The organism is Arthrobacter sp. 10N418, from assembly GCF_056394725.1.
In genome coordinates this window covers 23,994-48,814 of sequence record NZ_JBFTIK010000020.1, presented here as the reverse complement: position 1 = coordinate 48,814, position 24,821 = coordinate 23,994, and the positions used below count along the sequence as shown (strand labels likewise).

Here is a 24,821-nt window from a genome sequence, read left to right as displayed (position 1 = left end):
ACGAAAGCTTTATCGCCCGTGTTCGGGTTGTTGCTGGCGGCGCTGCTCCGGGGTCCGGGGTTGGGCGGCTGTGGCCGCGGCGGCCGCTTGGCCTGATTGTGGAGGGAATGAAGCGTTCATGAGCCGTTGCATCTTTGCCATGCGAGGGTCGATTTCGACCTCGGGTCCGGGCTGTGCCGGCTCTTCCGGTTTTGCTGCGTCGGCCATGAGTTGGTTGATTCTCGCCGAGTCTACTTGGGCGGCGGTGAGCGCGTCGGCGTGCTTGAAAGGTTCTGCCAGAGCCTTGTCTGCCTGTTCAATATGGGTGAGTGCTTCCTGCCGTCGTGCTTCTACGTCGGCCGCCAGCTTTGGGAGCGATGAGACCCTGTTTTCGAGCTGCCGGATGGTGCCTAAGTCGGCGGATAGGAGGCTGCGGCGGGCTATTTGTGTGGTTGCCCTGGGCACTCCTTCGATGCGCACTTCGACGGTTGCCTTGTCGAGGTCCCGGGCCGGCATGAGGCGGGCGCGGAGTTCGTGGCCGCCGAGGGTGGCGATGGTTCCGAGCTCGTCGTAGCCGTAGAGGTTCATGAGCCGGTGGCCGTGTTTGCCGGCCCATGCCCGGAGTGCTTCGGCCGCGTCCCCGCGGTTGTCGAGGGATTTGCCGTCGATGGTGGCTTTGAAGGCATCCGCCGTAGTGTCGAGGGTCCGCGCCGCTGCTGCCTGAATCAAAGGCAGGTCCTGGGCGGCGGCGTCGGCCGCCGATTGTTCGCCGCGTTTGGTGTGGGCGACAGCAACCATGTTCCGGTTGTAGGCCCGGTCCAGGCGGCTCAGGCGGGCCAGTTCCTGGTCGGCGACGGCCTTCTCCAGCACCAGCGGGTTGCCGCTGGTGATGGCTTTGGCCTGGGCGAAGTTCAGGGTGTTGTCCCCGATGTCTTCGATTTCGCGCACGTCCAGGCGCCCGCGCATGATCTGGTTGATGAACCGGGACTTTCGTTCGAGTCCCTGCCACATGAAGGAATCGAAGGATTCCTTGGTGACCACCTGGGAGATGCGGACCTCGGGGTTCTGGTTGCCTTGGCGCAGAATGCGGCCGTGGCGTTGCTCGACGTCGGAGGGCCGCCAGGGGGCGTCCATGTCCACCAGGTGCACGGCGCGTTTTTGAATGTTGGTGCCGACACCCATTTTCGAGGTCGATCCCATCAGCACGGCGATCTGGCCGGAGCGGGCGGCGGCAAAGAGCCGGCCTTTCTCGGTGTCGTTCTTGGCTTCGTGGATGAACCGGACCAGGTGTTCGGGCACGCCGCGGCGGCGTAGCTGGTCTTTGAGCTCGCCGTAGACGTTCCACCGGTCAGAGGGTGTGCCGAAGTCGCAGAACACCAGCTGCAGGGCTCCGGGCATGGGGTCCGGTTCCCCGGTTTTCGGGTCGGTGTAGATGCGGTCCTTGTGCTCTTCGTACACGCTGGCCAGCAGGTCAGCGGTGGCGCTGATCTTGGTGGGACCCTGCTGGGACAGTGCGGGGTCAACGAGTCTCATGTCCAGGGCGGCCTTGCGGCCGTCCGAGGAGACTTTGAGCATGTTGTCTTCCTCGGCGTCCACGAGCTTTTGCTGGATGCGGTCCACCCGCTGACCGATGTCCTGGATGTACTCGCGCAGTTCGGGGCTGGGTTCCACGGTGAGCATGTTCGGCTGCCGCAGCCCGTCCCCGGCCCGTGCGGCGAGGACCGGGACGGGGAGCTTCAAGTCCTCCGCGGTCTTCACGTCCGCGAAGGTGTGGAACATTTTCAACAGCTCGGGGACGTTCTGGAATTTCGCGAACCGGCTCTTGAGTTTGAACCGGTCACCGCCGGCAACGGAGAGTTCCATTTCCTCGACAACCTGCCCGAAGGTCGCTGCCCAGGTGTTGAAGTCCTGGATTCCTGCAGCCTGGAGCAGGTCCGGGCGCAGGTAGCGCTGCATGACGTACATTTCCGTGACGGAGTTGGCGATGGGTGTCGCTGTGGCTCCGGTGATCACGCGCCGGCCCTCGCGCTGGCGCAGGAACTCTGTCTTCATGTGCAGGTCAGATGCACGGTTGGAGCCCTGGATTCCGGCGCCGGGGATGTTGCTGGGCGTCTCCAGGTTCTTGTAGTCGTGCAGCTCGTCCACCACGAGGTAGTCAATGCCGGTTTCCTCGAAGCTGATTCCCGGATCGGCGGGGGTATCGAGCTTGGCTTTGAGGCGTTCTTCCCGTCCCAGGACCACCTTTTCGAGCCGTTTGACGATGCTCGCGCTGGGCTGTCCGTTGTCCTGGCCGCTGTCCCTGACTGCTTCCAGCTCGGCCCGCACCTGGGCGACTTCGGCCCTCATGTACGAGGCTTCAGCTTCTGGGCTGAGGCTCACGCGCTGAAACGCGGTGCGGGTCATCACCACGGCGTCCCACTCGTTGGCGGCCGCGCGGGCCACGAACTGCCGGCGCTTATCCCCGGCAAGGTCACTCGAGGATGCTGCGAGGATACGGGCCTGCGGGTAGATCTGCAGCCATTCGCGGGCGAACTGTTCGAGCATGTGGTTGGGGATCACGACGGCGGGCTTGTTGACCATACCCAGACGGCGCAGCTCCATCACGCCCATGACCATCTCGGCGGTCTTTCCCGCGCCGACCTGGTGGAACAAGCCCACGGCAGGCTCGGAGAGCATCCGGGCCACGGCCGCGCGCTGGTGCGGGCGCGGGGAGAAGTCCTTTGCCATTCCCGGCAGGGTCAGCCGCTCCCCCTCGGTGCTGTAGTCGCGCAGCACGATGGAATTGAAGCGGCGGTTGTACTCGTCAATGAGACGGGTGGCCCGTTCGGGTTCCTCCCACACCCATTCGCTGAAACGCTCCTGCAACAGCTGGGCTTTTTCCTGGGCCGCTGCGGTTTCGGTGGGGTTCAGGATGCGGCGCTTGTCCTCGCCTTCGTCCGTGACCCGCACGGGGCGCTGCTCCAGGACCTGTTTGAGGACATCGGAGGCCGGCATCCGCTGCGTGCCCCAGTTGCTGGTGGCGGCCAGGGTGTGGCGGTTGGCTTTGACGTCCCACATGGAGCCGGCCGCGTTGGAGACCGTGGCGTAGGGATCGTTCAGGATTTCCCGGACAAACTCCTGGTGCGTGCCGGCGTCGATCCAGACCGCACCGAGGCGCGCTTCCACCTCATCCATGCGCAGCGGTTCCGGCATGGCCGAGGCGAGATCCCGGACGTTGACGGCGAACCGGTCATCGGAGAGCGCGGCCGCCTGGGCCACTTCCAGCTTCTCCCGCACGTTCCCGGACAGGTATTCGGCCCGGGTCTGGAAGGTCTCCTCGGCGCCGGGGATCTGGTAGATGCTCTCCCCCAGGGCGGCCCGGGCGTCCTCAGCGCTGATGCCCAACAGGGACGCTGCGTAGTCCAGGTCAACCTCGCCCACGGTATCGAGGGTGACGGTGAGGGCTTCTTCTGCGGTGTCCACGCCAAGGACCGGGCGGCGCGGCTGGACCTGACGGGTCGAAAGCAGGGCAGCCGGTGAAGCTGTCTGCGTGGCTTCATCGAAGTTCTCCAACGCCATCACCAGAGGACCGAACGGGTCACGGGAGACGATAGTGACTGCCTTGGGCGTCATGCGGGCCCGGATGGGCTCCTGCGTCTCTTCATCCACGCGCCCTGTGTTCCGGAGCGTATAGCGGTTGATCGGCCCGTAGGTTTCCGCGTACTGGCCGTAGGCGTTCTTCAGTTCCTCACGGAGTCCATCAATGCCGGCGGTGTCCTCGCGGCTTTCGGCCTCTGCGGTGAGCAGCTGACGGGCGCTGTCGCGCAGCCCCAGCAGGGCCCGGAGTTCAGCGGCCTGGGTCTTGGGCACGGCGAGTTCGGTGTGTGAGCCTTTTTCGACAACGGTGAAGCCGTTGTCGGCGGCGCTGATGTGGCCGTCCCACTCGTGGGCGGCCGCCGGAACAAAGGCGGCCCGCTGGCGCTCCTGGTCAGCGGTCCGCCCGGTCATCACCATCCCGGCGGTCCGGGCCTCGCGTACGACGTCGGCCAGGGCTGCATTCAGCCGTTCCGGGACGGTCGAAAGGTCATCGGTGGTCAGCTGCAGGGTTTCGGCCCCGTACATGCCGTGGCTGACGTGCAGCTCGCCCAGGAGCCGTTCGGGGTATTCATCGAAGTAGGAGTTCAGGCGGGTGATGGTTCCGTCGATCTGGCGGGCGGTGACGGTTTCCCAGACGGTGGAGGCCGGATCCTGCCCGGGTTCCCGGCGGCGGAAGATCAGCAGGTCCGTCATGGCATCGGTGCCGGCTGCCTTGCGGTGTGAGCCGGTGGGCAGCCGTACGGCGCCCACGAGGTCAGCCAGCTGGTTCATTTCCCGGCGGGCTGAGGGGTTCGTTCCGTCGAGGGTGAAGCTGGACGTCAGCACGGCGACCATGCCGCCGGGGCGGGTCAGTTCCAGGGACTTGAGGATGAAGTGGTTGTGGATTGAGTGGCCGCCGGCGTTGTGGCGGGGATCGTGCAGGGTGACGTTCGCGAACGGCACGTTGCCGATAGCCAGGTCGAAGTGACCGGTCGGCAGCTTGGTATCGGCAAAGGACTCAGCCCGGACGATGGCCTCGGGATAGAGGGCCTGGGAGATGGCCGCGGTGGTCGGATCCAGCTCCACACCGGTCATCTCGGCGGCGTCGGGGGCGAAGCCCATGAAGGTGCCCACACCTGACCCCGGTTCCAGGACAGTGCCCCCGGTGAAGCCAAGCTCTTGGACGGTGGACCACATGGCCTGCACGTAGGCGGCGTCCGTGTAGTGGGCGTTGATCGTGGTCCTGCGGGCCGCATCGTATTCCACCTCGCTCAGGAGGCTGCGAAGATGCTCACGGTCCCCGGCATATTCATCCCGGGACTCATCGAAGATCTGGAAGACGCCCTGGGCTCCCCAACTCCCCCACCGTGCCAGTGACGCTTTCTCGGCCTCCGTGGCCTGGCGGTCCTCGCTCTGCAGCGTCCGCAATACTTCAAGGGCTGCCAGGTTCGCCCGGATACGGCTTCGGGCACCCGATGGTGCCAGGTCGTCCTGGGATGAGGGGCGGAACCTGTCGGGATCGGTGTCTAGAGTTGTTCCCTGAGCTTCTGCACCTCGGCCATAAACTCCAGGTGTTCCTGGATACTCGGGTTCACGTACTCCTCCTCGTCCTCCGTCTCCGGTGGCGAGAGCAGGTCGTAACGGACGATCTCCTCGGCCTGGTTCCGTGCCGCGTTCAACCGGCCGACCTTCTCCAGATAGCCCTCCCCCTGCGGGTCCGGTCCTGCGATCTTCAGCAGCAGCCCGTCCACCTGTTCCTGGGCTTCCTCCCCCAGCTTGGTGAAGAAGTCCTCCGGGTCCTGGATCTGGCTGTAGCGCGTCGGACTTGCTGCTTTCCAGGCTTCCTGAGCCTGCCTGCCGTACTTGTTCATCACGATCCTCCTCTGGTGCCGCCCACAAAGCCTCAAAGCTCAGCTGACCATCTACTTGCTTCTTACGCCCTGCCATGACCGAACCCCTCTACTGAAAATATTTCAGTATTCACGGTAGTCGGGTTTAAGGCGCATTACCTTCCACGATGCGCGGATCGGCAGCGCGGCGACCTTGGGTTGATAATTCTGTCTAGACGGAATTATTTTTTTAGACGATCTCGTATCGCTTCATCAAGGAAGTCTGTAATCGTGATTCCGTATTCCTCGATGTAAGCATCCATTTCGTCGCGGAGGCCGATCTCGATCTTGGATGAAAACGGCTCCATCCTTCTCTTGCCTCTCGGCCGGCCCGGGCCCGGCCCCCTCGTACCAACAGGCTCGAGATTTGCCTGGGCCGACCGCGCCTCGACAACGGGCTGCACATCAGGCCTCAACGATGGTGCTTCCGCTCTAGACGTTAGGACATCAACAACATCGGCGGCTGGCGCCTTTCGAATGGATGACTTTCTATCGACGGCCATCTACTTCTCCCCATCCAAGTACCGTGCGTGGGCGACAAACTTCTCTGTCATGATGGCCGCTCCCCTGCTGTTGATTTTTGTCAGCGGCGCCCTACTGCTGATGGAATCCTGCATCGCCGTCCTAAGGGGCAGGTGCGGATCCATCACGTCGCTGCCATACTCCGCTTCCAGTTCGCCGATCTGGAACGCGTGCTCGCCGGTCAGTGGTGAGCTGGTTTTGTTGATGATGATGCCGATGAATTCCAGGGCAGGGTTCAGGTGAGGCAGCGACTGCACCTTCTTGACCGTTTCCAGGAATTCAGTCACTCCCTTGACGGAGAATGCGGCCGGCTCGGTCACAACCAAGACTCGGTCAGCCCAGATCAGTCCATTCAGGGTTAGCCTCCCGAGAGCCGGCGGCAAATCAATGAGGACGTGGTCGTACTCTTCTAGTTCCTCTGCACCCCAAGCGGCAGCCTTGAGCCGCATCTCTGGAGTCATTATGCTTTCGGACTCCAGCCGCGCCAGTGACTCGGAACTCGGGATCAGGTCAATGCCAGCCCACGAGGTCGTGGTGATAGCTTGCCCGAGAGTACCGGCCTCCCCGCCGTAGAGGACGTCAAAAATGTCAAACTCTCCAGCCCCTTCAAGCGCGTCTGTGACGTTGGCCTGGGGATCCAGATCGATGACTAGAACTTTCTTGCCGATCAGCCGGAGCCCGGTGGCAAGTCCGAGGGTCACTGACGTCTTGCCCACCCCACCCTTTCGGTTGCCTATGGCAGTCACTTTCATATTGCTCCTTCGTTTGAATACAGACTGACAGATTGATAGATGTACGTCAATCTATCAATCTGTCATGACAGAATTATTTATATAGTACAAAAATTCCTGGCTACGCGCGCTATGCCTCGTGCAGGTCTGCAGTCACGGTCATCCTCTGGCATCGACCGACGCGCCCTCCCGGAAATCTGAAGGCTTTGATGCAACGGTGGCTCCTTCAAGGCCTGCAAGGCCTGATTGATAGTTGTACGTCAATCTATCAATCTGTCATGACAGAATTATTTATATAGTACAAAAATTCCTGGCTACGCGCGCTATGCCTCGTGCAGGTCTGCAGTCACGGTCATCCTCTGGCATCGACCGACGCGCCCTCCGGAAATCTGAAGGCTTTGATGCAACGGTGGCCCCTTCAAGGCCTGATTGATAGACGTGCATCAATCCGTCAATCTGTCATGACGGAATTATTTAAATAAACGGTTTCCGCCGCTATAGCTTGATCCTCTCAGCGTTCTGGGTCAGGCTCCGCGGCACAAAGAACACCGTTGCCGCCGAGCCAATTTATACCGGCAGTATTTGTTAAAAGTTCCATGATCGTGCAGAGCTTCAGGCCACTCGCCACAACGTCCCACCCCAGTCCAGTTCACTTTCGGAGGGAGGGATCCAGTAGAGGTCCGATTCGCCGTCTTCTACTTCGTGTTCTGCAAGTTCAGGTACCAAGTTCCTGTCCAGCCATGCGTGCCAGGCCGCGCGCTGCATTCGATGCCGGCGGATCTGCTCTGCTGCATCGTCAAGCGCCCCGAGCCGGCGGGCCAGCGCGGTAAGGCTGGTTGCGGCCGTAATTGCCCATTGTCCGTGCCGACGTTCGATCATGTTGTAGCTGCACATGACACCCAGGGCCGATTCAACGGCTGTACGGCTAAGACCTGTGGACCGGACGATTCCTGCCGTGGTCGGGGAGAGGCGCCCGCGTTCGATAGATTCGTAGACCAAGGCAGCGGCGTCACCCAGGGCCCGGAACACAGGGCGGATGCCATGGATTTTTCCGCTGCGCCAGGAGAGTTCCCGGGCGAGTTGTTCAAAGTGCCGAGGGAGCTGGATCACGTATGCATCAGCGTTACGGCCGCGGGCATCGGAGACTTTAGTCAGGATGCCATCTGAGGCTTGTTCGAGCGTCCGAAGGAGCCTGGCGATGGTGCCATGGTGTTTGCCCGTGGCGGTAGCAAAAGTACGGCAGCCTACATCCAACAAATCGGTCTCCATGGTTCGCATGTAGCCAAGTACGGCCCGGAGCAGCAGGCGCAGACTAAGGCCCTCGCGGCCGTGCTCTTTCAGCCGGTGATCTAAGACTGCGTAGAGGACATTTTCGAGATCGTTCACGAGCTGGTGTGTGCCAGCCTTGCTGCTGGTTCTGCTGCCCCCCCCTGTGGGTTTGGGGGGGCTTGTGTCGTTAATACGGGTAGTCCTTCTCCCTGTTGGCGGGGTTCCCCGTTTTTGGATCCACCGGCAGGCCTCGGCCCACTCTTTGTCGATCAGGCGTTCCTGCCGGTCGGTGTTGGCATAGAGGGCCGCGAGGCCGGGGAACTGGCCGCCCAGCTCGAGGCGAACCTGATCCAGGGTCCAGCCACAGGCGGCGAAGTGGTTCAGCACCGCCATGCGGGCCTCCGACGGGCTGGCGTACTTGGCCGTGTCGTACAGGCCGGTACGGGCCAGCACCCGCAAGGGGTACTGGCTCCCACCGAAGGGAACGGGGGAAATACCGTGCGCCGTCGCGGTGGCGACCATCTTGGCGGCGCGGTCTTTGAGCTCGCGGGCGCGTCTGACCTCCGGCGCCAGAGCCAGCCGGAGCGCAGCGACAGCGCTGGCGGGATTACGGCGGCGCAGGATGTCATAGGCAGTAGCCAGGGGAGTGGTCAGGATCTGGTGACCGCCGGACTTATGCGCCGAACCCGGAACCCGGATACAGCCGTCGGTGACGTTCTGATGCGGGCTGGGATCGAGACTCGGAGCGAGGAGCGTCATGGCTTCGACGAGTTCCCGGGCCTCCGGGCCGCTCACTCTTTCTGCGAGCGGGATGTAGAGGTGGCGCCCGCCGCTGGGAGAAACGTCAGCGACGTAGCGGACACCGCAACTTTCCAAGAGGTTCCCGAGCCGTTGGGCGTCGTCATTGACGACGCCCTGCAGCGCTTTGGAGGTATCCAGGTCAAGGCAGAGCGAAGCCACAGAGCCATCCGCACCATGGATAAGGACGGCCGCCGGCCGCGTCGGCACCGAAGCAGTGATCCGTGGCGGGTTCTGCGGCCGCGGGTACTGGAACCGTCCGCCAATCCAACGTCCCAGGCGGTAAACCGGGACGCCGGCGATCAATGGGGCGAGAGCCCACGCCATATCGGGCGTGACTTGACCCGCCGAGCGCGGTGCGTCCGTTGTTGACGACACGGCAGGTACAGGTACCATAGACAACAGCTAGTCCCTTCGGGGTACAGCAAATGGAGCGCCCCTCACGGGGAGCTTGGTAAGTTCAGATCGTCGTCCGGCAAGATTTCGGATCTGAACGGCATACTTTTGAAGGCCCGCGAAAGCGGGCCTTCAGTCTTTAACTGGCCTTAGCGATAGGCAAAGCCTCCTGGCCAGTGAGGTGGTCTAGATCGATGGTTTTAAGGTGTGCATGCACGAGCCTAGCGATGAGGTCACTGCGGCTTTCATTAGTGGCGTTTACGACGGCCGCAAGTTTCTCGGCGTCCGAGATGGGCAAACGCGCCGTGATTACGTGACGCTCACCCTTGCTTAGCTGTGGCACTTTCCCTCCCAGGACCGAAGTTACTTTCTATACACAACATGAATCAGATTCTATTAAGTGGGAAGGTGGTCGGCGTGTCGCCCGAGGCCGCCGAAGGGAGGTTGTCATGAGCCTCCCCTTACTGTTGCTTTGGTGTAGGGCTTCGAGCCATGGGGGTTCCTTTTACTCCTTTGACAGCGCCTGTTTTCGGAAGCTTGGTAGGGTGGCTCCTTGCCAAGGCGCGTCTCGCGCTGATTTCATAGTACACATTACTGAAATTTTTTCAGTGGATTACCGGAGCCGTAGGACATGGAACAGGCCACACTGACCGCTGACGTCATCGAGACCTTGAACCTTCCGGCGTACCCGGATCTGGGCGACCTCGTGACCGCGGTTGAAGAAAAATACGGCAAACCTCTGGTCTTCGAGGAGGGCACAGTGGACAGCCTCGGGGAAGGCGTCACCGGCCACTGGATCGATACCCCGAGCCATGGCATCGTCAGTTACCTGCGGGGTGCCAAGGCTTGGAGTGTTCACGTCGTGCTACATGAACTGAGCCACATCCTCTTGGGCCATAAGGGGAAGCCTCTCGATGGACTTATCTCGGGGTCTTTCTTCTCCGGTATTGGCAAACGGAACGGTGTCAGTTGGATGTGCCGTGCAGTGGACGTTCCCCTGGACGAGGCGGAAGCTGCCGCCGAAAATTTGGCCTTCGGCCTGGCACGGATTCTGCATGCTACGCCCGTGAAGGAAGCCACGAAGGCCGAACGAGTGTTTGGCCTATGATCGCTGCCGCGTTCTGGATTCTGGTAGCGGTATTTGTCTTTCGCCTCTATTTTGTAGCTCGCTGGGGCGCTTCAACGGCATTTGCCGGTGCGATCGGCATCGGGATCCTCGGCCTCTTTCTTACGGGCGTCGTCGTACCTGAAGCAACCATTGATGCGGCCTTGGGAGGCGTAAACTTTCTTCACCTCGTTCGCAATTTGTGTGTCACAAGCGCCGTCTGGCTGGTGCGACAGGGAATCTTCGCCGCCTATTCTCCGGATGAGAGCTACCGTTCACGCTTCAGCCACCGACCCTTGGCAGCCGGCCTTGGAGCCATCGCGATCACCGTTCCGTTCCTGTGCCAGGAGTTCGTTCCGACGACTTTGAGCTTCGTGCCGGAAAACGTCGAGCAGCTGCCGGTCTTCGTCTATGCCAGCGTCTACATGGGCATTTTGACGCTGTTGACCGTTTCTGTTCTTCGAATTTGCCTCCGGCCTCAGGAAAGCCTGCCCGTCCGCGTGAGTTCGCGGGTTGTTGCATCCGGCATGGCTCTGGTCGCAGTAGCTTCGGTCGAAGAGATCGCCTACATGACCGCCATGCATATCAATGTGGGCGGTTCGTCTCTCCACCAGGTTCTGTACGTCCTGTTCAATCCGCTGTTCTACGGCGGGGTTCTGCTGACTTCTCTTGGGCTGGGCATTCCGCCGGTGGTTAAGGTGTGGCGCCGCCTGCAGCTTTGGGACCGAGCAGCCTTAGTCTTTCTTACGGCCACGCTGGCCAGAGCATATTGGGGACTCTCCCGAGCGGCTTGGCTGGAGGCCATCGTGAGCAGCTTCTATGCAACGCACCCCTCCGTGCGCCTGTACGAGTACGTCATACGCTCCAGCGATCACAAGGTCGCTCTCTCGGAGCGATCCACACCCATGCTTGCCGGCCGTGTCCTAGACGCAGTCCAAGCCCGATTTGATGGCGGCGTCGGTTCTCTGGAATCTGTGCTGCCGGTAAAGGCACCTCAGTGACAGCAGAAACCGCGACCCTAGCCACCGCAGAGAGAGCCTCCACAGCCATCGGGCGTGTGGCCCGGTCCGCAACCGAGATTGCGCAGCCGCCTCTGGTTTTGTCCCTTCTGCTGATTTTGGCTTCTCTGCTGAGTGACCAGTGGATGGTCTCCATCTGGTCGGGCATTATCGCTGCCCTTTTCATCTGCCTGGTGCCGTTTGCCGTCGTACTGTTGCTTGCCAAGAGGGGCCAGTTGACGGACCACCATGTTGGAGACAAGAAACAACGCCGCCCGGTCATGCTCTGGACCTTGGGCTCGTCGCTGCTTGGCTGCGCAATCCTCTCGCTCATGGGCGCGCCCCAGCCAGTCTGGGGGCTAATTGGCGGGATTCTCTGCGGGATTGTTGCGCTCATTCTGGTCAGTCCGATCTGGAAGATATCGGGCCATGCAATGACGTTGGGCGGCGCGACCGTGTCAGCTGTGCTGATGTTCGGCTGGCTGGGGCTTCCGTTCGTTGTGGCGGCCCCGCTTGTCTGCTGGTCCAGGGTTTATCTCCGGGACCATTCAGCTCCTCAGGTCATTGCCGGGTTTATAACGGGCGTAGTCGCATTCGGAGCCTCATATACTCTCATTGTCGGCTGATTTTTCACGTGGCATCCCACGAAGCCGCCAAGGTCTACAAGTGGCCTCAACGATGACGGAATTAAAAAGGAGGGCTGTGACTTCGCTACCACTAGCAGAGCGCTGCCCTCGGGATGTGGCCGCCCTCGCTGGCCGGGAGCAGGATCACGCGTGAATTCGAACGACAACCCCATAGATCCTCGCAGCGATAAAGAGGTTCTCGCATCGAAAATCCAGCTTCTTCTAGACATCGTTCATGCCAAGGACGCCGACAGTTTCACGTACGAAGACGTTCGACAGGGACTGGCCGAACAAGGGCTCACGCTCACAAGAACGCGCTGGCACCGGCTACTGGCTGGCTCTCCTGATAACCGCTGGGATCCGGAGCTATTGAAGGCACTGGCGTACTTTTTTGACGTTGACGAGAACTACCTGCTTCAGCGCAGCGGGCCCATCCCGGAGCGCGTGGAGGCCGAACTCAGACTGATAGAGGCCTACCGCATTGCCGAGGTAGAGCACTTCGCCGCGCGGGTTCTGGGAGAAGTGAACATCGATGCCCTTCGTGCGGTGACAGAAGCTCTCCGAAACCTTCCGCCCAGGCCCGAGAAAAAAAGTCCGCCCAACTGAAAAATTCTCACTACTGAATTTTTTTCAGTAGACTCTGGAGCATGACATGCTCCAGGCGCCCACTACGGCCTGACCATGCACATTGAGTGGCATCAAAGGGGTAGCCCCTACGACAGGTTTGGGGGGTAGTAGGGGCTACACCCCCGCAGCATGCGCACCTCAGCTGTGCATTCAAGCCGCCCCCCAATGCCCAGCTCCCGGCGCTCCCGCCTTTGATTCAAGAAATCTCGGCGTGGGCTTCATGCTCGAGCGCTGGGACATTCGACGCCTATTCTCCCGACAGATAGCTCATGTAGACGAGGCCGCATTCCCGCAACCTGCCCAGGTCTATGGAGTAATGAATGCGCTGCCCGTTGCGGACACCGACTTCGCCCGCAGCGGAGACCAACCCTTCGGCCTCGAGTGTCTTGATATGCGTGTAGACCTGCCGGTAGTCCACGCCAATGCGCTTGGCGATGTTTCCCGTCGTGTCGCCGTCAAGATGCTGGGCCAGGTCCCTGATAACAGCCGCCCGCAGGGTGTTGGCGTTGAACACACTCAAAGCCTTTGCAGCCTCTTGCGGCTGTCCGGGGAGTGGCTTGTAGATGCGGGGCATTCGTCAATTCTCACTCACCGCCGCGCCCTCATGAAGTACCAACATATTTTTGGTGATGTTAGCATCACTATAAAAATGATGCTATTGATTGCAAGTGTCCGCCAGGACAACCAAGAGGGGGAATTATCGTGAAGCCAAAAGGACTTCTGATCGGCACTGCGGCTATTGTGCCGATGCTCTTCCTGGGTTTGATCCTGTCGATGGTTCTGCTCTTCGGGCCGACACCTGCTGCGGCCGACTGCGGTCCGGCCGTTTCCGTCGCGATCAGCGCCGACACCAAGGTTGAGGGCTACACCCAGGAGCAGCTGCAGAATGCCGCAGCGATCATGGGCGCCGGAAAGGCACTGGACCTGTCTGTCAACGGGCAGGTCATCAGCGTGATGGTGGCCCTGGGGGAGTCGGGGTTGCGGGTCCTGGATACCGGCGACGGCGCGGGTCCGGATTCCCGGGGGTTGTTCCAGCAGCGCGACAATGGCGCGTGGGGATCCTACGCAGACCGCATGAACCCCACCACGAGCGCAACGAACTTCATCAAAGCCCTGAAAGGCGTGGCCGGCTGGGAACTGTTGGAACCGACGATTGCCGGCAACAGGGTCCAGCGCAACGCCGATCCCTACCAGTACCAGAAGTACTGGCCCGAGGCCGTCAAACTCGTCCAGGCGCTCTCGAACTCGAAGTTCTCCCTGCAGGGCAGCGACTGCGCGGTCCCCGGACGGTCCGGCGCGGGGGATGACTACCCGTGGAAGAACTCCCCGACCTGGCTGCAGGCCGGCGCCAACACAGCCAGCACCTCGCCCCTGGGCATGTACTACCGCGAGTGCGTGGACTTCGCCCTCTGGCGGGTAAACCAGCAGATGGGTTCGACCAGCACACCGTTCAAGTTCCTCAACGGCACCTTCCGTCCCGACGGGCAGGGCCTCGGCTCGGCCCTGACCTGGAAGGCCGGCTGGGACGCCAAGGGCTGGGCCTCCGGCAGCACACCCCGGGCCGGCGCTGTTGTTTGGTACGCGCCCGGCGCCGGGGGAGCGGACCCGAACTTCGGCCACGTCGCGGTGGTCAAGGAAGTCAAGAACAACGGGACCTACGTCGAAGAGGGCTACAACGGCAACCCGGCCCCGGCGGACCACAGCTACTACACCCGGACAGTGACCAACACTGTCCCCTCAGCTTTCCTGTACCTGCCCACCCAAGAGGAGAAAAAGTGAAAAAGCCCCTGACCCTGCTCGCCGTGGCGCTGCTCTGCGTTTCGTGCGCACCGGCAGGCAACACCACGACAGCGCCGTCGGCATCAGCGGCCGCCAGCCCCACCTCATCCGCGCCGGTCTCCCTGAGCGCCAACAGCGCACCCCAGGCACCGGGCGGCACTATCCCCGCCACCATCGGCATCAGCTGGGATCAGGCCAGCAAGGACGAAGCCATGGACGTCGCAGAGAACGCCATGACGGACTTCGCCCGCCCCGCCGTGGAGGACGAGCAGTGGGCCAACGACCTGGCCCACTGGCTGACCCCACAAGCCACCGCCGACTACTCGGCAGTGGACCCGGCCAACATCCCCGCATCCCGCGTCACCGGGACCGCCACCCTCAGCGTCGATGAAGCCAACGGCTTCGGCGTCATGGCAGCGGTCCCCACCAACGCCGGGACCTACACGGTGCAGCTGCTCCGCACCGGCAAGGACGCCCCGTGGAAGGTCAACCGCCTCACCCCGCCCGCCTCCTAAACGCCGGCACGTCCACCCCCACACACGTAAGGAAGAAGCTCATGGGCACTACACCAACGCAAGTTATGGCCTTTCCCAACATCCGGGCCATCGTCCGGGACAACGGCACAGCCGAGGTCATCGTCGCGGGCAACTCCCGCATCGTCCCTGCCGGAGACTCCATGCAGGAACTCCGCAACAACGCCCTGGCCCTCATCGTAGGTGAAGCCCAGACCCTCCAGCGCCCCGTCCGGGTCCGCATCGAGGACCCCGAAGGACACGGCGAACTCATCGTCCACCCGGACAACAAAATCGAATCCGTCTCCTACGAGCCCGCTCCGGCCCGCCGCCGGGCAGAAGCCCCCGAAACCACACCCGCGACCGCAGCGCCGGCCATCATTGAGACCGCACCCGAGCCCACGGCGGTTCCGGCCCCTGCCGCATCGGTGGACGCCCGACCGTGGCCGCCCGCCCCCGCGACGGCCACCCCGGAACCACAGACAACTGCCGTTGCTGAGGAAGCCGCGCCAACCCGGCGCAGCCTGAAGGAAACCTCGTTCCTGGTCAGCGCCCCGGTCCTCGAACCTGCCACCCAGGGCTGGCGCGGAACACTCACACGCCTGGGACTGCGGATGGATCCCTCGGCGGAAGAACTCACCGAACGGGAAGACATCCGCACGGTCAGCCAGCACTGGCCCGGCCCCCGGACCATCGCCGTGGTCAACCGCAAGGGCGGGGCCAACAAGACCCCCACCGTCGTCATGCTCTCCGCCATACTGGCCCGTTACAGCGGCGCGGCCACGGTCGCGTGGGACAACAACGAATCCCAGGGCACCCTCGGATGGCGGACCGAAAAAGGCTCCCACGACCGCAGCGTCCTGGACCTGATCGATGCCTCCACCGAACTGCTCTCCCCGTCCACGAACGCGGCCGAAATCGCCAAGTTCGTCCACCACCAGACCGCCGACAAGTTCGACGTCCTCCGCTCGGATGAAAACGAGGAAGGCGACCATGAAGTCACGGCCGAGGAAGTCGACATCGCCCATCAGGTGCTCACCCGCTATTACCGGCTCGTGGTTATGGATTCGGGCAACACGGCCAGGGCCGCTAATTGGCGGCGGATGATCGACCACACCAACCAGCTCGTGGTCCCGGTGACAGCCATTGAGGACCGCGCCGAAGCCGCCCGGCTGACGCTGCAGACTCTGGAATCCCGGGGCGGCCACGACGCGGAGCTGGCACGCAACGCCGTTGTCATCGTCTCGGAGTCCACCGACGCCAAGCGCAGTATGAGCGGCGAGGCGCTGAAGCGGGACAAGGACGAGGCGCAGCGGATCGCTGACGGCTTCGCACCGTTCGTCCGCGCGGTCGTCCGGATCCCCTACGATCCGGCCCTGGTCAACGGCCCCATCCGCTACGAAGCCCTCCAGCCCGCCACCCAGCGGGCCTGGCTCGCGGCCGCGGCCGCCGTCGCCGCCGGCTTCTAAACCACCCACCACCGGACTCTGAAAGGAGGCAACCATGCAACAGTCCCTGAACCCCTGGATCACCCACCCGGCTCCGGCCGACGGCGCGGACACCGCAGCCCCGGAAGCTCACGTGCCGCCGGCGGCCGTGATCAGTGCGCCGCTGAGGGGAATGGTTGAACCGGACGCCGCAGACCGGCTGGGCCGCCGCACACTGGCAGGCTCCGCAGCACTGTGGGTCGCCGGCGCCCACGGTGGATCCGGTGAAAGCCGCATCGCTGACCTGATCGGCGGGGGACGGGCGACCGGTCACTGCTGGCCTGTCCTCCAGAACGGCAGCAAGCCGCGGGTGCTGCTGGTTTGCCGTGCAGACATCCGCGGCCTGACAGCGGCACAGAGCGCCCTGATGCAGTGGGCATCGGGCGCGGCACCGGACCTTGATCTGCTCGGCCTCGCCGTCCTTGCGGACGCACCGGGGAAGACGCCGAAACCCTTGCGAGACTTCGCCGCCATCGTCGGCGGGGGAGCCCCCCGGTCCTGGACCCTGCCCTGGGTCGAGGCCTGGCGGCACGGAGACTCCACCACCCTGCCGCAGGCTCGCGAATACCAACGCTTCATCACTGACTTAGCCGCCCTGGCTACCGACTCCACACCCGGCATCACCAACTGAAAGGTCTCACCATGAACTCCTTCTCCGTACTTGCAACAAGCGTCATCCCCAACCCCACTCCCGTTGTCCCGGCACAGGCGGGTGGCCTGCTCACGATCCTGAACTGGGCCTCCGGCATCGGCCTGGTCCTCGGTGTCCTGGGCGTGATCATCGTCGGCATCGGCATGGTCATCCAGCTCCAGCGCGGCGAGGGCGCTCAGGCCATCGGCAAGCTCGGCTGGGTCCTGATGGGCTGCATCATCATCACCGGTGCCTCCGGCATCGTCCGCGCCTTCGTCTAAACCAGCACCAACAACGGGAGGTTCACCATGAGCCAGTCAACAGAGAGCACCACCGAAAGCAATCCGTTCACCAAACCCGGTTTCATCATTGCTGCCGCGCTGGTGGTCGCGCTGATTGCAGCAGCCGTCGTCATCTTCCTGCTCCCCAAGGGACAGGACCCCGCCCAGCCTGCGCCGGGAACAGCAGCGTCCGCCAACCCGGCCACAGCCAGCCCCAGCGCCACGGCGGTCGCCGGCAAGAGCGTCTGCGGACTACCTGGGAGCAAAGAAACCGCACTCGGAGCAGCGCCTAAATCCAAGTGGGACTTGCTCGGAACCATGGCCGTCCCCAGCGATCCATCAACGGCCGGCCCCGGCACTGTAGGAAAAGACGGTTTGAGGTCGTGTTTTGCTCAATCTCCTACCGGCGCGCTGTACGCAACGGCCAACATCTGGGCAGCGTCGTTCAACGGATACGCAAAACAGGTTTACCTGGAGCTTTCAGCGGATAGCCCTTCGCGGGACAAAGCTGTGCAAGCCATAAAGGAAGGCAAAGACGTTGGCGGTGGAACGTCACCGAAGGTTCAGATCGCAGGCTTCATCATCCATTCGTATACGCCTGGAACGGCCGTCGTGGAGCTGGCCATCAAAAGCGCCGACGGAGGGTACGGTGCTTTCTCTACATCGCTGCTGTGGGAGGACGGGGACTGGAAACTCGATATCCCGGCCGCTGGTGGCGGCGCAGTCCGCCAGATCAGGGACCTGAGCTCGTTTATCCCCTGGGCAGGCGTCTGACATGGCGGACAAAGAGTGCGAAGTTTGGAACACGATCTGCTGGACGCAGCAGGGCCTCGGCAATGTCGCGGCAGGGATTGCGGACGACGCCATCAACAATCTCGCCAAGGCCATCATGGAGGGCATGAGCCAGATGGTGACGACTCTGTCGACTTTCTGGGTGTCGATGCCCACGGTGAACCTCGCCAGCTCTGACGGTGCGACGCCGAGTCCCGTCGTCTCGGTGGTGAACAGCGAATTGATGGTCTGGACTCTGACGTTGGCGGTCCTCGCGGTCATTCTCGGTGGCATCCGGATGATCTGGGAACAACGCGGAGCACCGCTGAAGGATCTACTCCGGTCCCTGATCACGCTGGGTTTGGTCTCGGGCCTTGGCCTGGGGGTCATCTCCATCCTGGTCATCGCCGCGGATGCGTTCTCGGCCGAGATCATCAAGCGTTCCACGGACGGTAAGGGCTTTGCCGAGTCGATGAATATTCTCGTGCTGGCCAATCAATCGGGTGTCGGGGTTTTTATCCTCATCATTTTGGGGTTGATCGGGCTGATTGCCTCCCTCGTCCAGATCGTTTTGATGGTGGTCCGCAGCGGCATGCTGGTGATCCTGGCGGGCATCCTGCCCACCACCGCGGCTTTCACCAACACCGAGATGGGGAGGCAGTGGTTCCAGAAGGCAGTTGGCTGGACTATCGCGTTCATCCTCTACAAACCTGCGGCAGCCATTGTCTACTCGGTCGCTTTCCTGCTCATGGGAAACAACGGCGGGAAGAATTCGTTGATCACGTCCATCACGGGCTTCACGTTGATGATCGTCGCGCTGTTCGCTTTGCCGGCGCTGATGCGGTTCGTGACGCCGATGGTCGGTGCCCTCGCCTCCGGCGGGGGAGCGGGAGCAGGAGCCGCCGTGGGGGCCATGGCAACCGGCGCCGTTTCCATGGGCCGCAGCGGAAGCGGTAAAGGCAATGCAGCCCCGACGCCGGCCAGTACACAAAACAACCAGTCAGGTGCAGCTCCGAAGGGCAGCACCGGAACCACCGGACCCCGGGGCAATGGCGGCCAGCCGACACCCGGGGCGACCGGTCCGGGCGGGGCCACCAGCGCCGCCACAGCCGGCGCGTCAGGCACTACCGGTGCAGGAGCAGCCGCAGGCAGCGCAGGCGCCGCCTCGGGTGCAGCGTCAGCTGCAGGTCCGGCCGGCATGGCCCTCGCCGTAGGAGCACAAGCCGCGTCCAGGGTTTCCCAGGCCGCACAACAGACCGCGCAGGATTCAACCGGCCAATCAGAAACAACGGAGGGCCCCAGTGGCAGCAATTAATACCGAATACAAGGAACCGTCCTACGGCAACTGGCGTGTCCCGCGCTCTGCCGGGCTGGGCAACCTCGGCGCTATCGGCACCGGCATTGTCATGGCCGGGTTGTTGCTGGGCATCATCAGTTTCGCCATCTGGGGCCTGCTCCCGGGCCTTGCTGTCCTGGCCGTCGCCGGGGCGGCCGCCCTGCTGCTGACGGTCAAGGACAAGCACGGCCAGTCCGTTGTTGACCGGTTCGGGACCCGGATGAGCTTCCGGCTCGCCAAGTCCTCCGGAACGAACCTCTACCGTTCCGGCCCCCTCGGGGTCACGGCCTGGGGCATGTACCAGCTGCCCGGACTTGCGGCGAAGTCGACCCTGTATGAATTCACCGACTCCTACAAGCGCCCGTTCGCCCTCCTGCATGTGCCTTCCACCAGCCATTACACCGTGATTTTCTCCACCGAACCCGACGGTGCGTCCCTGGTGGACCCGGAGCAGGTTGATGCGTGGGTCGCGAACTGGGGCGGCTGGATCGCCGGCCTCGGGGATGAAGCAGGCCTGGACGCCGCAGCGGTGACGGTGGAGACCGCACCGGATTCGGGCTACCGGCTCCGCAACGAGGTCACGATGAACATCGACCCGAACGCCCCGGAGTTTGCCAAGAACGTGCTCCACGAGGTCGTCGACACGTATCCGGAAGGGTCGGCCACGGTCCGGGCCTGGGTGTCCCTGTCCTTCAACGCCTCCCTCCGGGCAGGATCGAAGAAGCGCACGCCGGAGGACGTAGCCCGGGACCTCGCGTCCCGGATCCCCGGCCTGTCGGCCCGGCTGCAGTCCACCGGCGCCGGGATCGCCCGTCCCATGTCCGCTCAGGAACTCTGCGAGGTCGTCCGGATCGCCTACGATCCGCCTGCCGCCCTGATCATTGACGAAGCGCACTCCGCCGGTTCCCCGGTCTCCTTGACCTGGGGCGAAGTCGGACCCTCCGCAACTCAGGCGTCCTGGGACGACTACCGGCACGAGGGCGCGTTCTCCGTCTCGTGGACCATGACAGGTGCCCCGCGCGGGTCGGTGAACTCCTCGGTCCTGTCCCGGCTGCTGGCCCCGCACGGGGACATCGACCGCAAGCGCGTTTCACTGCTCTACCGTCCGATGGATTCGGCCCGTGCCGCGGCCGTGGTCGAGCGGGACCAGAACAACGCCAACGTGCGCATCACCTCTGGGGGACGCCCGTCCGCCCGTGCCCTGGTCGATGCCCGCTCCGCCGTGCAGACCGCCCAGGAAGAAGCCCAGGGCGCAGGGCTGGTTAACTTCGGCATGGTCGTCACCGCCACCGTGACCGACAGGGAACGCCTCGCCGATGCCGTGGCCGCCGTGGAACAGACCTCCGGTACCGCCCGGGTGCTGCTGCGCCGGGCCTACGGCGCCCAGGACACCGCGTTCGCCGCGTCGCTGCCGCTGGGTCTGGTCCTTCCCAAGCACAGCCTCCTGCCCTCCGAAATCAAGGATGCCCTGTAATGGCCCGCATGAAACTTTTCACCCGCCCTGCCAAGAAGGCTGCAGCACCGGTCAAGGCTGCACCGAAGAAGAAGGCTGAGAAGGAACAGCGTCAGCCCGGGCCGTCGGCCCGGGGCTGGACCGGACGCGGCGGCGGCATGGCCCAGCTCGTGCCGTCCGTGAAGGAATACCGGGGAACTACGGTCCAGGTTTGCGGGCTGTGGCCTTTTTCCTCCGGAGCATCCTCGCCCATGATCGGCGTCCCGCTCGGACGCCATGAAGAAACACAGGCCACGGTCTGCTGTGACCCGATCAGCTGGTTCCAGCGGGCACGGCTGATTTCCAATCCGTCGGCGTTCATCCTGGGCAAGCCGGGGCTGGGCAAGTCCACCGTGGTCCGCCGGATGTTCATCGGACTCTCCGGCCAGGGCGTCCACCCCCTGATCCTCGGGGATTTGAAAGGCGAGCACGTCAAGGCCGTCCAGGCGCTCGGCGGGCAGGTCATCAGGCTCGGCCGCGGCGTGGGCTACCTGAACATCCTTGATCCCGGCCAGGCCGTCGAAGCGGCGCAGCTGCTCGAAGACAGCGGCCACCATGAGGACGCGACCCGGGTCCGCGCCGACGCGCACGGCCGGCGCCTGACCATGGTCGTCTCCCTGATCACGATCAGCCGGAACAACCCGCCCACCGATCAGGAACAGACCATCCTGGATCGTGCCCTGCGCGTCCTCGATGACCGGTTCGAAGGCGTTCCCGTCCTCAAAGACCTGCTGGACGTGATCATCTCCGCACCCGATGAGCTGCGCCAGGTCGCCCTGGACCGCGGCGACATGAACGTCTATCTGCAGGAAACAAGGGCCTTGGAGGCGACCCTGCTGGGCCTGACCGGCGGCGGGAAGCTCGGAGAAATCTTTTCCCGGCGCACCACCAACCCCATGATGCGCGACCGCGCCGTGGTCTTCGATGTCTCCAGCATTGACGAGACCGAAACCGACCTTCAGGCTGCCATTCTGCTCGCGTGCTGGTCCTACGGCTTCGGCACCGTCAACGTCGCCAACGCCCTCGCGGACGCCGGCCTGGAACCGCGCCGGAACTACTTCGTCGTCCTGGATGAACTCTGGCGGGCGCTGCGCGCCGGTAAAGGCATGGTGGACCGGGTAGACGCCCTGACCCGGCTGAACCGCTCCGTCGGTGTCGGGCAGATCATGATTTCCCACACCATGTCCGACCTGCTGGCGCTGCCGGCGGAAGAGGACCGGATGAAGGCCCGCGGCTTCGTGGAACGCTCCGGCATGGTCATCTGCGGCGGCCTCCCGGCTTCGGAAATGCCATTGCTGACCTCCGCCATCCCGTTGTCCCGGCAGGAGCAGCAGAAGCTCATCTCCTGGCAGGACCCGCCCGCCTGGGACTCCCGCGGGCTCGATGTCGAACCTCCCGGACGCGGGAAGTTCCTGATCAAGGTCGGCGGCCGTCCCGGGATCCCTGTCCTGGTGGGACTGACCTCGCTTGAGCAAGGCCCGGATGGAGTCAACGACACCGAAGGAAAGTGGCATGATAACGCCGGAAACGCTTCTCGAGCCAATGACCCCTGACCTGCCCCTTGAAGGAGGTTCGCTGTGAGTGCACCGAACCGTAAAGGAATGGGCCTGGGAGATGCCCTGCTGGTCTGGGTCGCCATCGGCTTCATCGTCGTGGTCGGCGGCGGAACCTACGCGGCCGTCCACCTGGGATCCTGGATGGCCGGCATCGACGCGCCGCCCAAACATCCCATTGATCTGATCGCCGGGCTGGTCAAGGGCCGGGTGCCGTGGCCCGTCCAGTCCACCGTCGCGGCTGCCCTCATGGCAGGCGTTGTCCTGGTTCTGGCCATCGTCGTGCTCGTGGCGTGGAGGAAGGGTGCGTCCAAGCGTGCCCGCGTCGATAAGGCCGCCCGGTATCTGGGCCGCGGGAAGTCCCTGGCCGCGTTCTCCGAGAAGGGCGCCAAAGCGACTGCCGAGCGCCTGGGCGTGAAGGACGCTCCGGGCATCGTGGTCGGCAAGGTTGTCTCCACCGGCCAGACGTTTATTCAGTCCTGGGAAGACCTCAGCCTCGATATCTGGGGTCCCCGGACCGGTAAGTCGACCTCACGGGTCATGCCCGCCATCTTGGACGCACCCGGCGCCGTGGTCTCTACCTCGAACAAGCGTGACGTGGTGGACGGCACCCGTGGCGTCCGCGAGCTCACGGCCCCGGTATGGGTCTTTGATCCGCAGAAGATCGCACAGGAGGAAGCAGACTGGTGGTGGAACCCGCTCTCCTACGTCACCGACGAAGAGAAGGCCTACAAACTCACCCAGCATTTCTCCGTCGGCTCCCGGGTCCCGGGGTCCAAACCGGACGCCTACTTCGACCCCAAAGCCGAAGACATCCTCTCCTCGTACTTCCTCGCCGCCGCCTTGGGGGAGCTGCCGATCACGCAGGTCTATTTCTGGGTCACCGAACAGGTGAACCGGCAACCTATCAACATCCTGAAAGAGCATGACTACGAGCTGCAGTACAAGGGCCTGGAGTCCACGCTGGAGCTGGCCGACAAACAGCGCGACGGTATCTTCGGCACCGCCGAGAAGATGATCCAGTGCCTCAAGTCCAGGAACACGCTGCGCTGGGTCGCCCCGACAGGCGGCGCGACGGTAGCCACGGATCCTCGCCGGCAGTTCAACCCGCACGCCTTCGCCGCCTCCCAGGAGACGATCTACATCCTCTCCAAGGAAGGGGCCGGCTCAGCGTCCCCGCTCACCACGGCGTTGACGGTGGCGATCGCTGAGGCCATGGAGGAACGGGCCGAACGCAGCGGCGGCCGCCTGCCCAAACCCGCGCTGTTCGCCCTCGATGAACTGGCCAACGTCGTCCGCTGGGCCGGTCTGCCGGATCAGTTCAGCCACTACGGCTCCAAGGGCCTAATCGTCATGGGCATCCTGCAGTCCTGGTCCCAGGGCGTCGAACTGTGGGGTGAGGCGAACATGCGGAAAATCTGGTCAGCCGCGAACGTCAAGGTCTACGGCGGCGGCGTCGCTGAAGAAGGGTTCCTCCGGGCGCTCTCGGATCTCATCGGGGACTACAGCTACACCAACGTCTCCATCTCCTCCGGCAAGTCCGGCTCCAGCCGCTCCCGCCAAGAAGGCAAGGAACGCATCTTCGACGTCTCCAACCTCGCCGAACTCGACCGCGGCCGCGCCGTCGTCCTCGCCTCCGGCGCCCCGGCCACCTTGGTCCGCACCGTGCCCTGGTACACAGGCCGGCACAAAGACGCCGTGGAGACGTCCATCAAGAAGTACAGCCCCCGCCCGGAGGAACCGGAGGCCGTCCCGGTGCCCTCCGCTCCGGCCGCTAATCCCTGGGTCACCGGGTAAGGAAGCAGACAGCCATGGCAGATGATTTCGGACTGTTCGACACGGACACGCCGACCCCCAACCCCGGCACGGGAGAAGACGGAAAACCGGAGAAGACACCGGAGCTCGTCTATGGCACGGCTGAGGAGTTCCTTCACGAGCAGCTGCTGCCGACGTACGTCCGCAGCGTCACCGGGAAGACCGCGAAGTGGTGCATCGAGTGGTACTTCCACCCCGAAGCCGTCTCCCGCGTTGCGGCGCTGTGGCGTTCCTGGGAGCACCTGCGCCTCGACCCGGCCACCGGAATGAGCGTCTGGTGGCGCGACCACGCAGACGCTCACATGGGCGTCCTGCTGAACCCTCAAGGGCCGTTCTTTAACTGCGACATGAAAGAACATCGCGACCCTGACCATCTGGAACCAAAGAAAGCACCTGAGGGCTGGTTCCCTGACGTGCGAACTCAGGCAATGTAGGAACCCAGCGGGACCGTAAAGGGGAGACTGCCAGCAGGCTCCGCAATCTTGACTAAGTTGGGCATCGCCCTCGCGTTCGCGGCTTCTCAGGGTGGCCACGCGCGGAGGTTGCGGGGTCACTGCTGAACTCTGAGCCAGGGGGTGAACTGATGTTGAAGGGCTTGAGGATTGGCGGTGCTGCCTTCCGCCCTAGGACCCGGTTCAAGAGCTCAATCAGCGGCGCGGTCTGACCTGG

Annotated in this window: 21 protein-coding genes; 15 read left to right on the top strand and 6 right to left on the bottom strand. The window is 63.5% G+C overall.

Features of this window, described 5'->3' with window-relative positions; all coding sequences use genetic code 11:
- Window positions 1-9: 9 nt before the first annotated feature.
- From AC1DCZ_RS15395 to AC1DCZ_RS15375, 5 genes are all read right to left on the bottom strand, one after another.
- Window positions 10-4,962: a helicase-related protein gene (locus AC1DCZ_RS15395; RefSeq protein WP_476975359.1), complete on the bottom strand. Its 4,953-nt coding sequence runs from the start codon at window positions 4,960-4,962 to the stop codon at window positions 10-12.
- A 98-nt stretch (window positions 4,963-5,060) separates the two neighbouring features.
- The gene (locus AC1DCZ_RS15390; RefSeq protein WP_476975358.1) at window positions 5,061-5,405 is read right to left on the bottom strand and encodes a TnpV protein; all 345 of its coding nucleotides are present in this window, start codon (window positions 5,403-5,405) and stop codon (window positions 5,061-5,063) included.
- Window positions 5,406-5,605: 200 nt separating this feature from the next.
- A complete protein-coding gene (locus AC1DCZ_RS15385; protein WP_160669323.1) occupies window positions 5,606-5,926 on the bottom strand; it encodes a hypothetical protein in 321 nt (106 codons plus the stop codon).
- The gene (locus AC1DCZ_RS15380; protein ID WP_069953086.1) at window positions 5,927-6,697 is read right to left on the bottom strand and encodes a ParA family protein; all 771 of its coding nucleotides are present in this window, start codon (window positions 6,695-6,697) and stop codon (window positions 5,927-5,929) included.
- 591 nt (window positions 6,698-7,288) lie between these two features.
- A complete protein-coding gene (locus AC1DCZ_RS15375) occupies window positions 7,289-8,905 on the bottom strand; it encodes a hypothetical protein (protein WP_476975357.1) in 1,617 nt (538 codons plus the stop codon).
- A gap of 865 nt (window positions 8,906-9,770) precedes the next feature.
- On the opposite strand from AC1DCZ_RS15375, the gene AC1DCZ_RS15370 reads away from it, so the two are divergent.
- The 4 genes from AC1DCZ_RS15370 (at window position 9,771) to AC1DCZ_RS15355 (ending at window position 12,474) form a co-directional block, all read left to right on the top strand.
- Window positions 9,771-10,247: a hypothetical protein gene (locus tag AC1DCZ_RS15370; RefSeq protein ID WP_011689804.1), complete on the top strand. Its 477-nt coding sequence runs from the start codon at window positions 9,771-9,773 to the stop codon at window positions 10,245-10,247.
- On the top strand, window positions 10,244-11,245 hold the full coding sequence (locus AC1DCZ_RS15365) for a hypothetical protein (RefSeq protein WP_476975356.1): 1,002 nt from the start codon (window positions 10,244-10,246) through the stop codon (window positions 11,243-11,245). The genes AC1DCZ_RS15370 and AC1DCZ_RS15365 overlap by 4 nt, the downstream gene beginning before the upstream one ends.
- Window positions 11,242-11,868, top strand: a complete 627-nt coding sequence (locus AC1DCZ_RS15360) for a hypothetical protein (protein WP_476975355.1) — start codon at window positions 11,242-11,244, stop codon at window positions 11,866-11,868. Before AC1DCZ_RS15365 ends, AC1DCZ_RS15360 begins: the two co-directional genes overlap by 4 nt.
- Before the next feature lie 150 nt (window positions 11,869-12,018).
- Window positions 12,019-12,474: a hypothetical protein gene (locus AC1DCZ_RS15355; protein WP_160669318.1), complete on the top strand. Its 456-nt coding sequence runs from the start codon at window positions 12,019-12,021 to the stop codon at window positions 12,472-12,474.
- A 268-nt stretch (window positions 12,475-12,742) separates the two neighbouring features.
- Here the strand turns inward: AC1DCZ_RS15355 and AC1DCZ_RS15350 are convergent, their stop codons facing one another.
- Window positions 12,743-13,069 (bottom strand): helix-turn-helix domain-containing protein, encoded by a 327-nt coding sequence (locus tag AC1DCZ_RS15350; protein ID WP_160669317.1) that lies wholly within the window; start codon window positions 13,067-13,069, stop codon window positions 12,743-12,745.
- Window positions 13,070-13,242: 173 nt separating this feature from the next.
- Here AC1DCZ_RS15350 and AC1DCZ_RS15345 point away from each other — a divergent pair, with 173 nt between their 5' ends.
- Genes AC1DCZ_RS15345 through AC1DCZ_RS15295 form a run of 11 tightly spaced genes read left to right on the top strand, consistent with a single transcriptional unit; the run spans window position 13,243 to window position 24,586 of the window.
- On the top strand, window positions 13,243-14,274 hold the full coding sequence (locus AC1DCZ_RS15345; protein WP_476975382.1) for a CHAP domain-containing protein: 1,032 nt from the start codon (window positions 13,243-13,245) through the stop codon (window positions 14,272-14,274).
- Window positions 14,271-14,789 carry a hypothetical protein gene (locus AC1DCZ_RS15340; protein WP_476975354.1) on the top strand — a complete coding sequence of 173 codons (519 nt, stop codon included), beginning with the start codon at window positions 14,271-14,273 and terminating at the stop codon, window positions 14,787-14,789. Before AC1DCZ_RS15345 ends, AC1DCZ_RS15340 begins: the two co-directional genes overlap by 4 nt.
- Before the next feature lie 41 nt (window positions 14,790-14,830).
- Window positions 14,831-16,255 carry a MinD/ParA family ATP-binding protein gene (locus AC1DCZ_RS15335; RefSeq protein WP_476975353.1) on the top strand — a complete coding sequence of 475 codons (1,425 nt, stop codon included), beginning with the start codon at window positions 14,831-14,833 and terminating at the stop codon, window positions 16,253-16,255.
- A 34-nt stretch (window positions 16,256-16,289) separates the two neighbouring features.
- Window positions 16,290-16,904 (top strand): DUF6668 family protein, encoded by a 615-nt coding sequence (locus tag AC1DCZ_RS15330; RefSeq protein ID WP_476975352.1) that lies wholly within the window; start codon window positions 16,290-16,292, stop codon window positions 16,902-16,904.
- 11 nt (window positions 16,905-16,915) lie between these two features.
- Window positions 16,916-17,185 carry a hypothetical protein gene (locus tag AC1DCZ_RS15325; RefSeq protein WP_243182088.1) on the top strand — a complete coding sequence of 90 codons (270 nt, stop codon included), beginning with the start codon at window positions 16,916-16,918 and terminating at the stop codon, window positions 17,183-17,185.
- Window positions 17,186-17,212: 27 nt separating this feature from the next.
- The gene (locus AC1DCZ_RS15320) at window positions 17,213-17,959 is read left to right on the top strand and encodes a DUF8175 domain-containg protein (RefSeq protein ID WP_476975351.1); all 747 of its coding nucleotides are present in this window, start codon (window positions 17,213-17,215) and stop codon (window positions 17,957-17,959) included.
- Between the two features lies 1 nt (window position 17,960).
- Window positions 17,961-19,271 (top strand): TrbL/VirB6 family protein, encoded by a 1,311-nt coding sequence (locus AC1DCZ_RS15315; protein WP_476975350.1) that lies wholly within the window; start codon window positions 17,961-17,963, stop codon window positions 19,269-19,271.
- Window positions 19,258-20,766, top strand: coding sequence for an SCO6880 family protein (locus AC1DCZ_RS15310; RefSeq protein ID WP_476975349.1), 1,509 nt, complete (start codon window positions 19,258-19,260; stop codon window positions 20,764-20,766). Before AC1DCZ_RS15315 ends, AC1DCZ_RS15310 begins: the two co-directional genes overlap by 14 nt.
- A complete protein-coding gene (locus tag AC1DCZ_RS15305; protein WP_476975348.1) occupies window positions 20,766-22,337 on the top strand; it encodes an ATP/GTP-binding protein in 1,572 nt (523 codons plus the stop codon). Before AC1DCZ_RS15310 ends, AC1DCZ_RS15305 begins: the two co-directional genes overlap by 1 nt.
- A gap of 24 nt (window positions 22,338-22,361) precedes the next feature.
- Window positions 22,362-24,134, top strand: a complete 1,773-nt coding sequence (locus AC1DCZ_RS15300) for a type IV secretory system conjugative DNA transfer family protein (protein WP_243182092.1) — start codon at window positions 22,362-22,364, stop codon at window positions 24,132-24,134.
- Between the two features lie 14 nt (window positions 24,135-24,148).
- Window positions 24,149-24,586: a DUF4913 domain-containing protein gene (locus AC1DCZ_RS15295; protein WP_476851575.1), complete on the top strand. Its 438-nt coding sequence runs from the start codon at window positions 24,149-24,151 to the stop codon at window positions 24,584-24,586.
- Window positions 24,587-24,821: the final 235 nt, after the last annotated feature.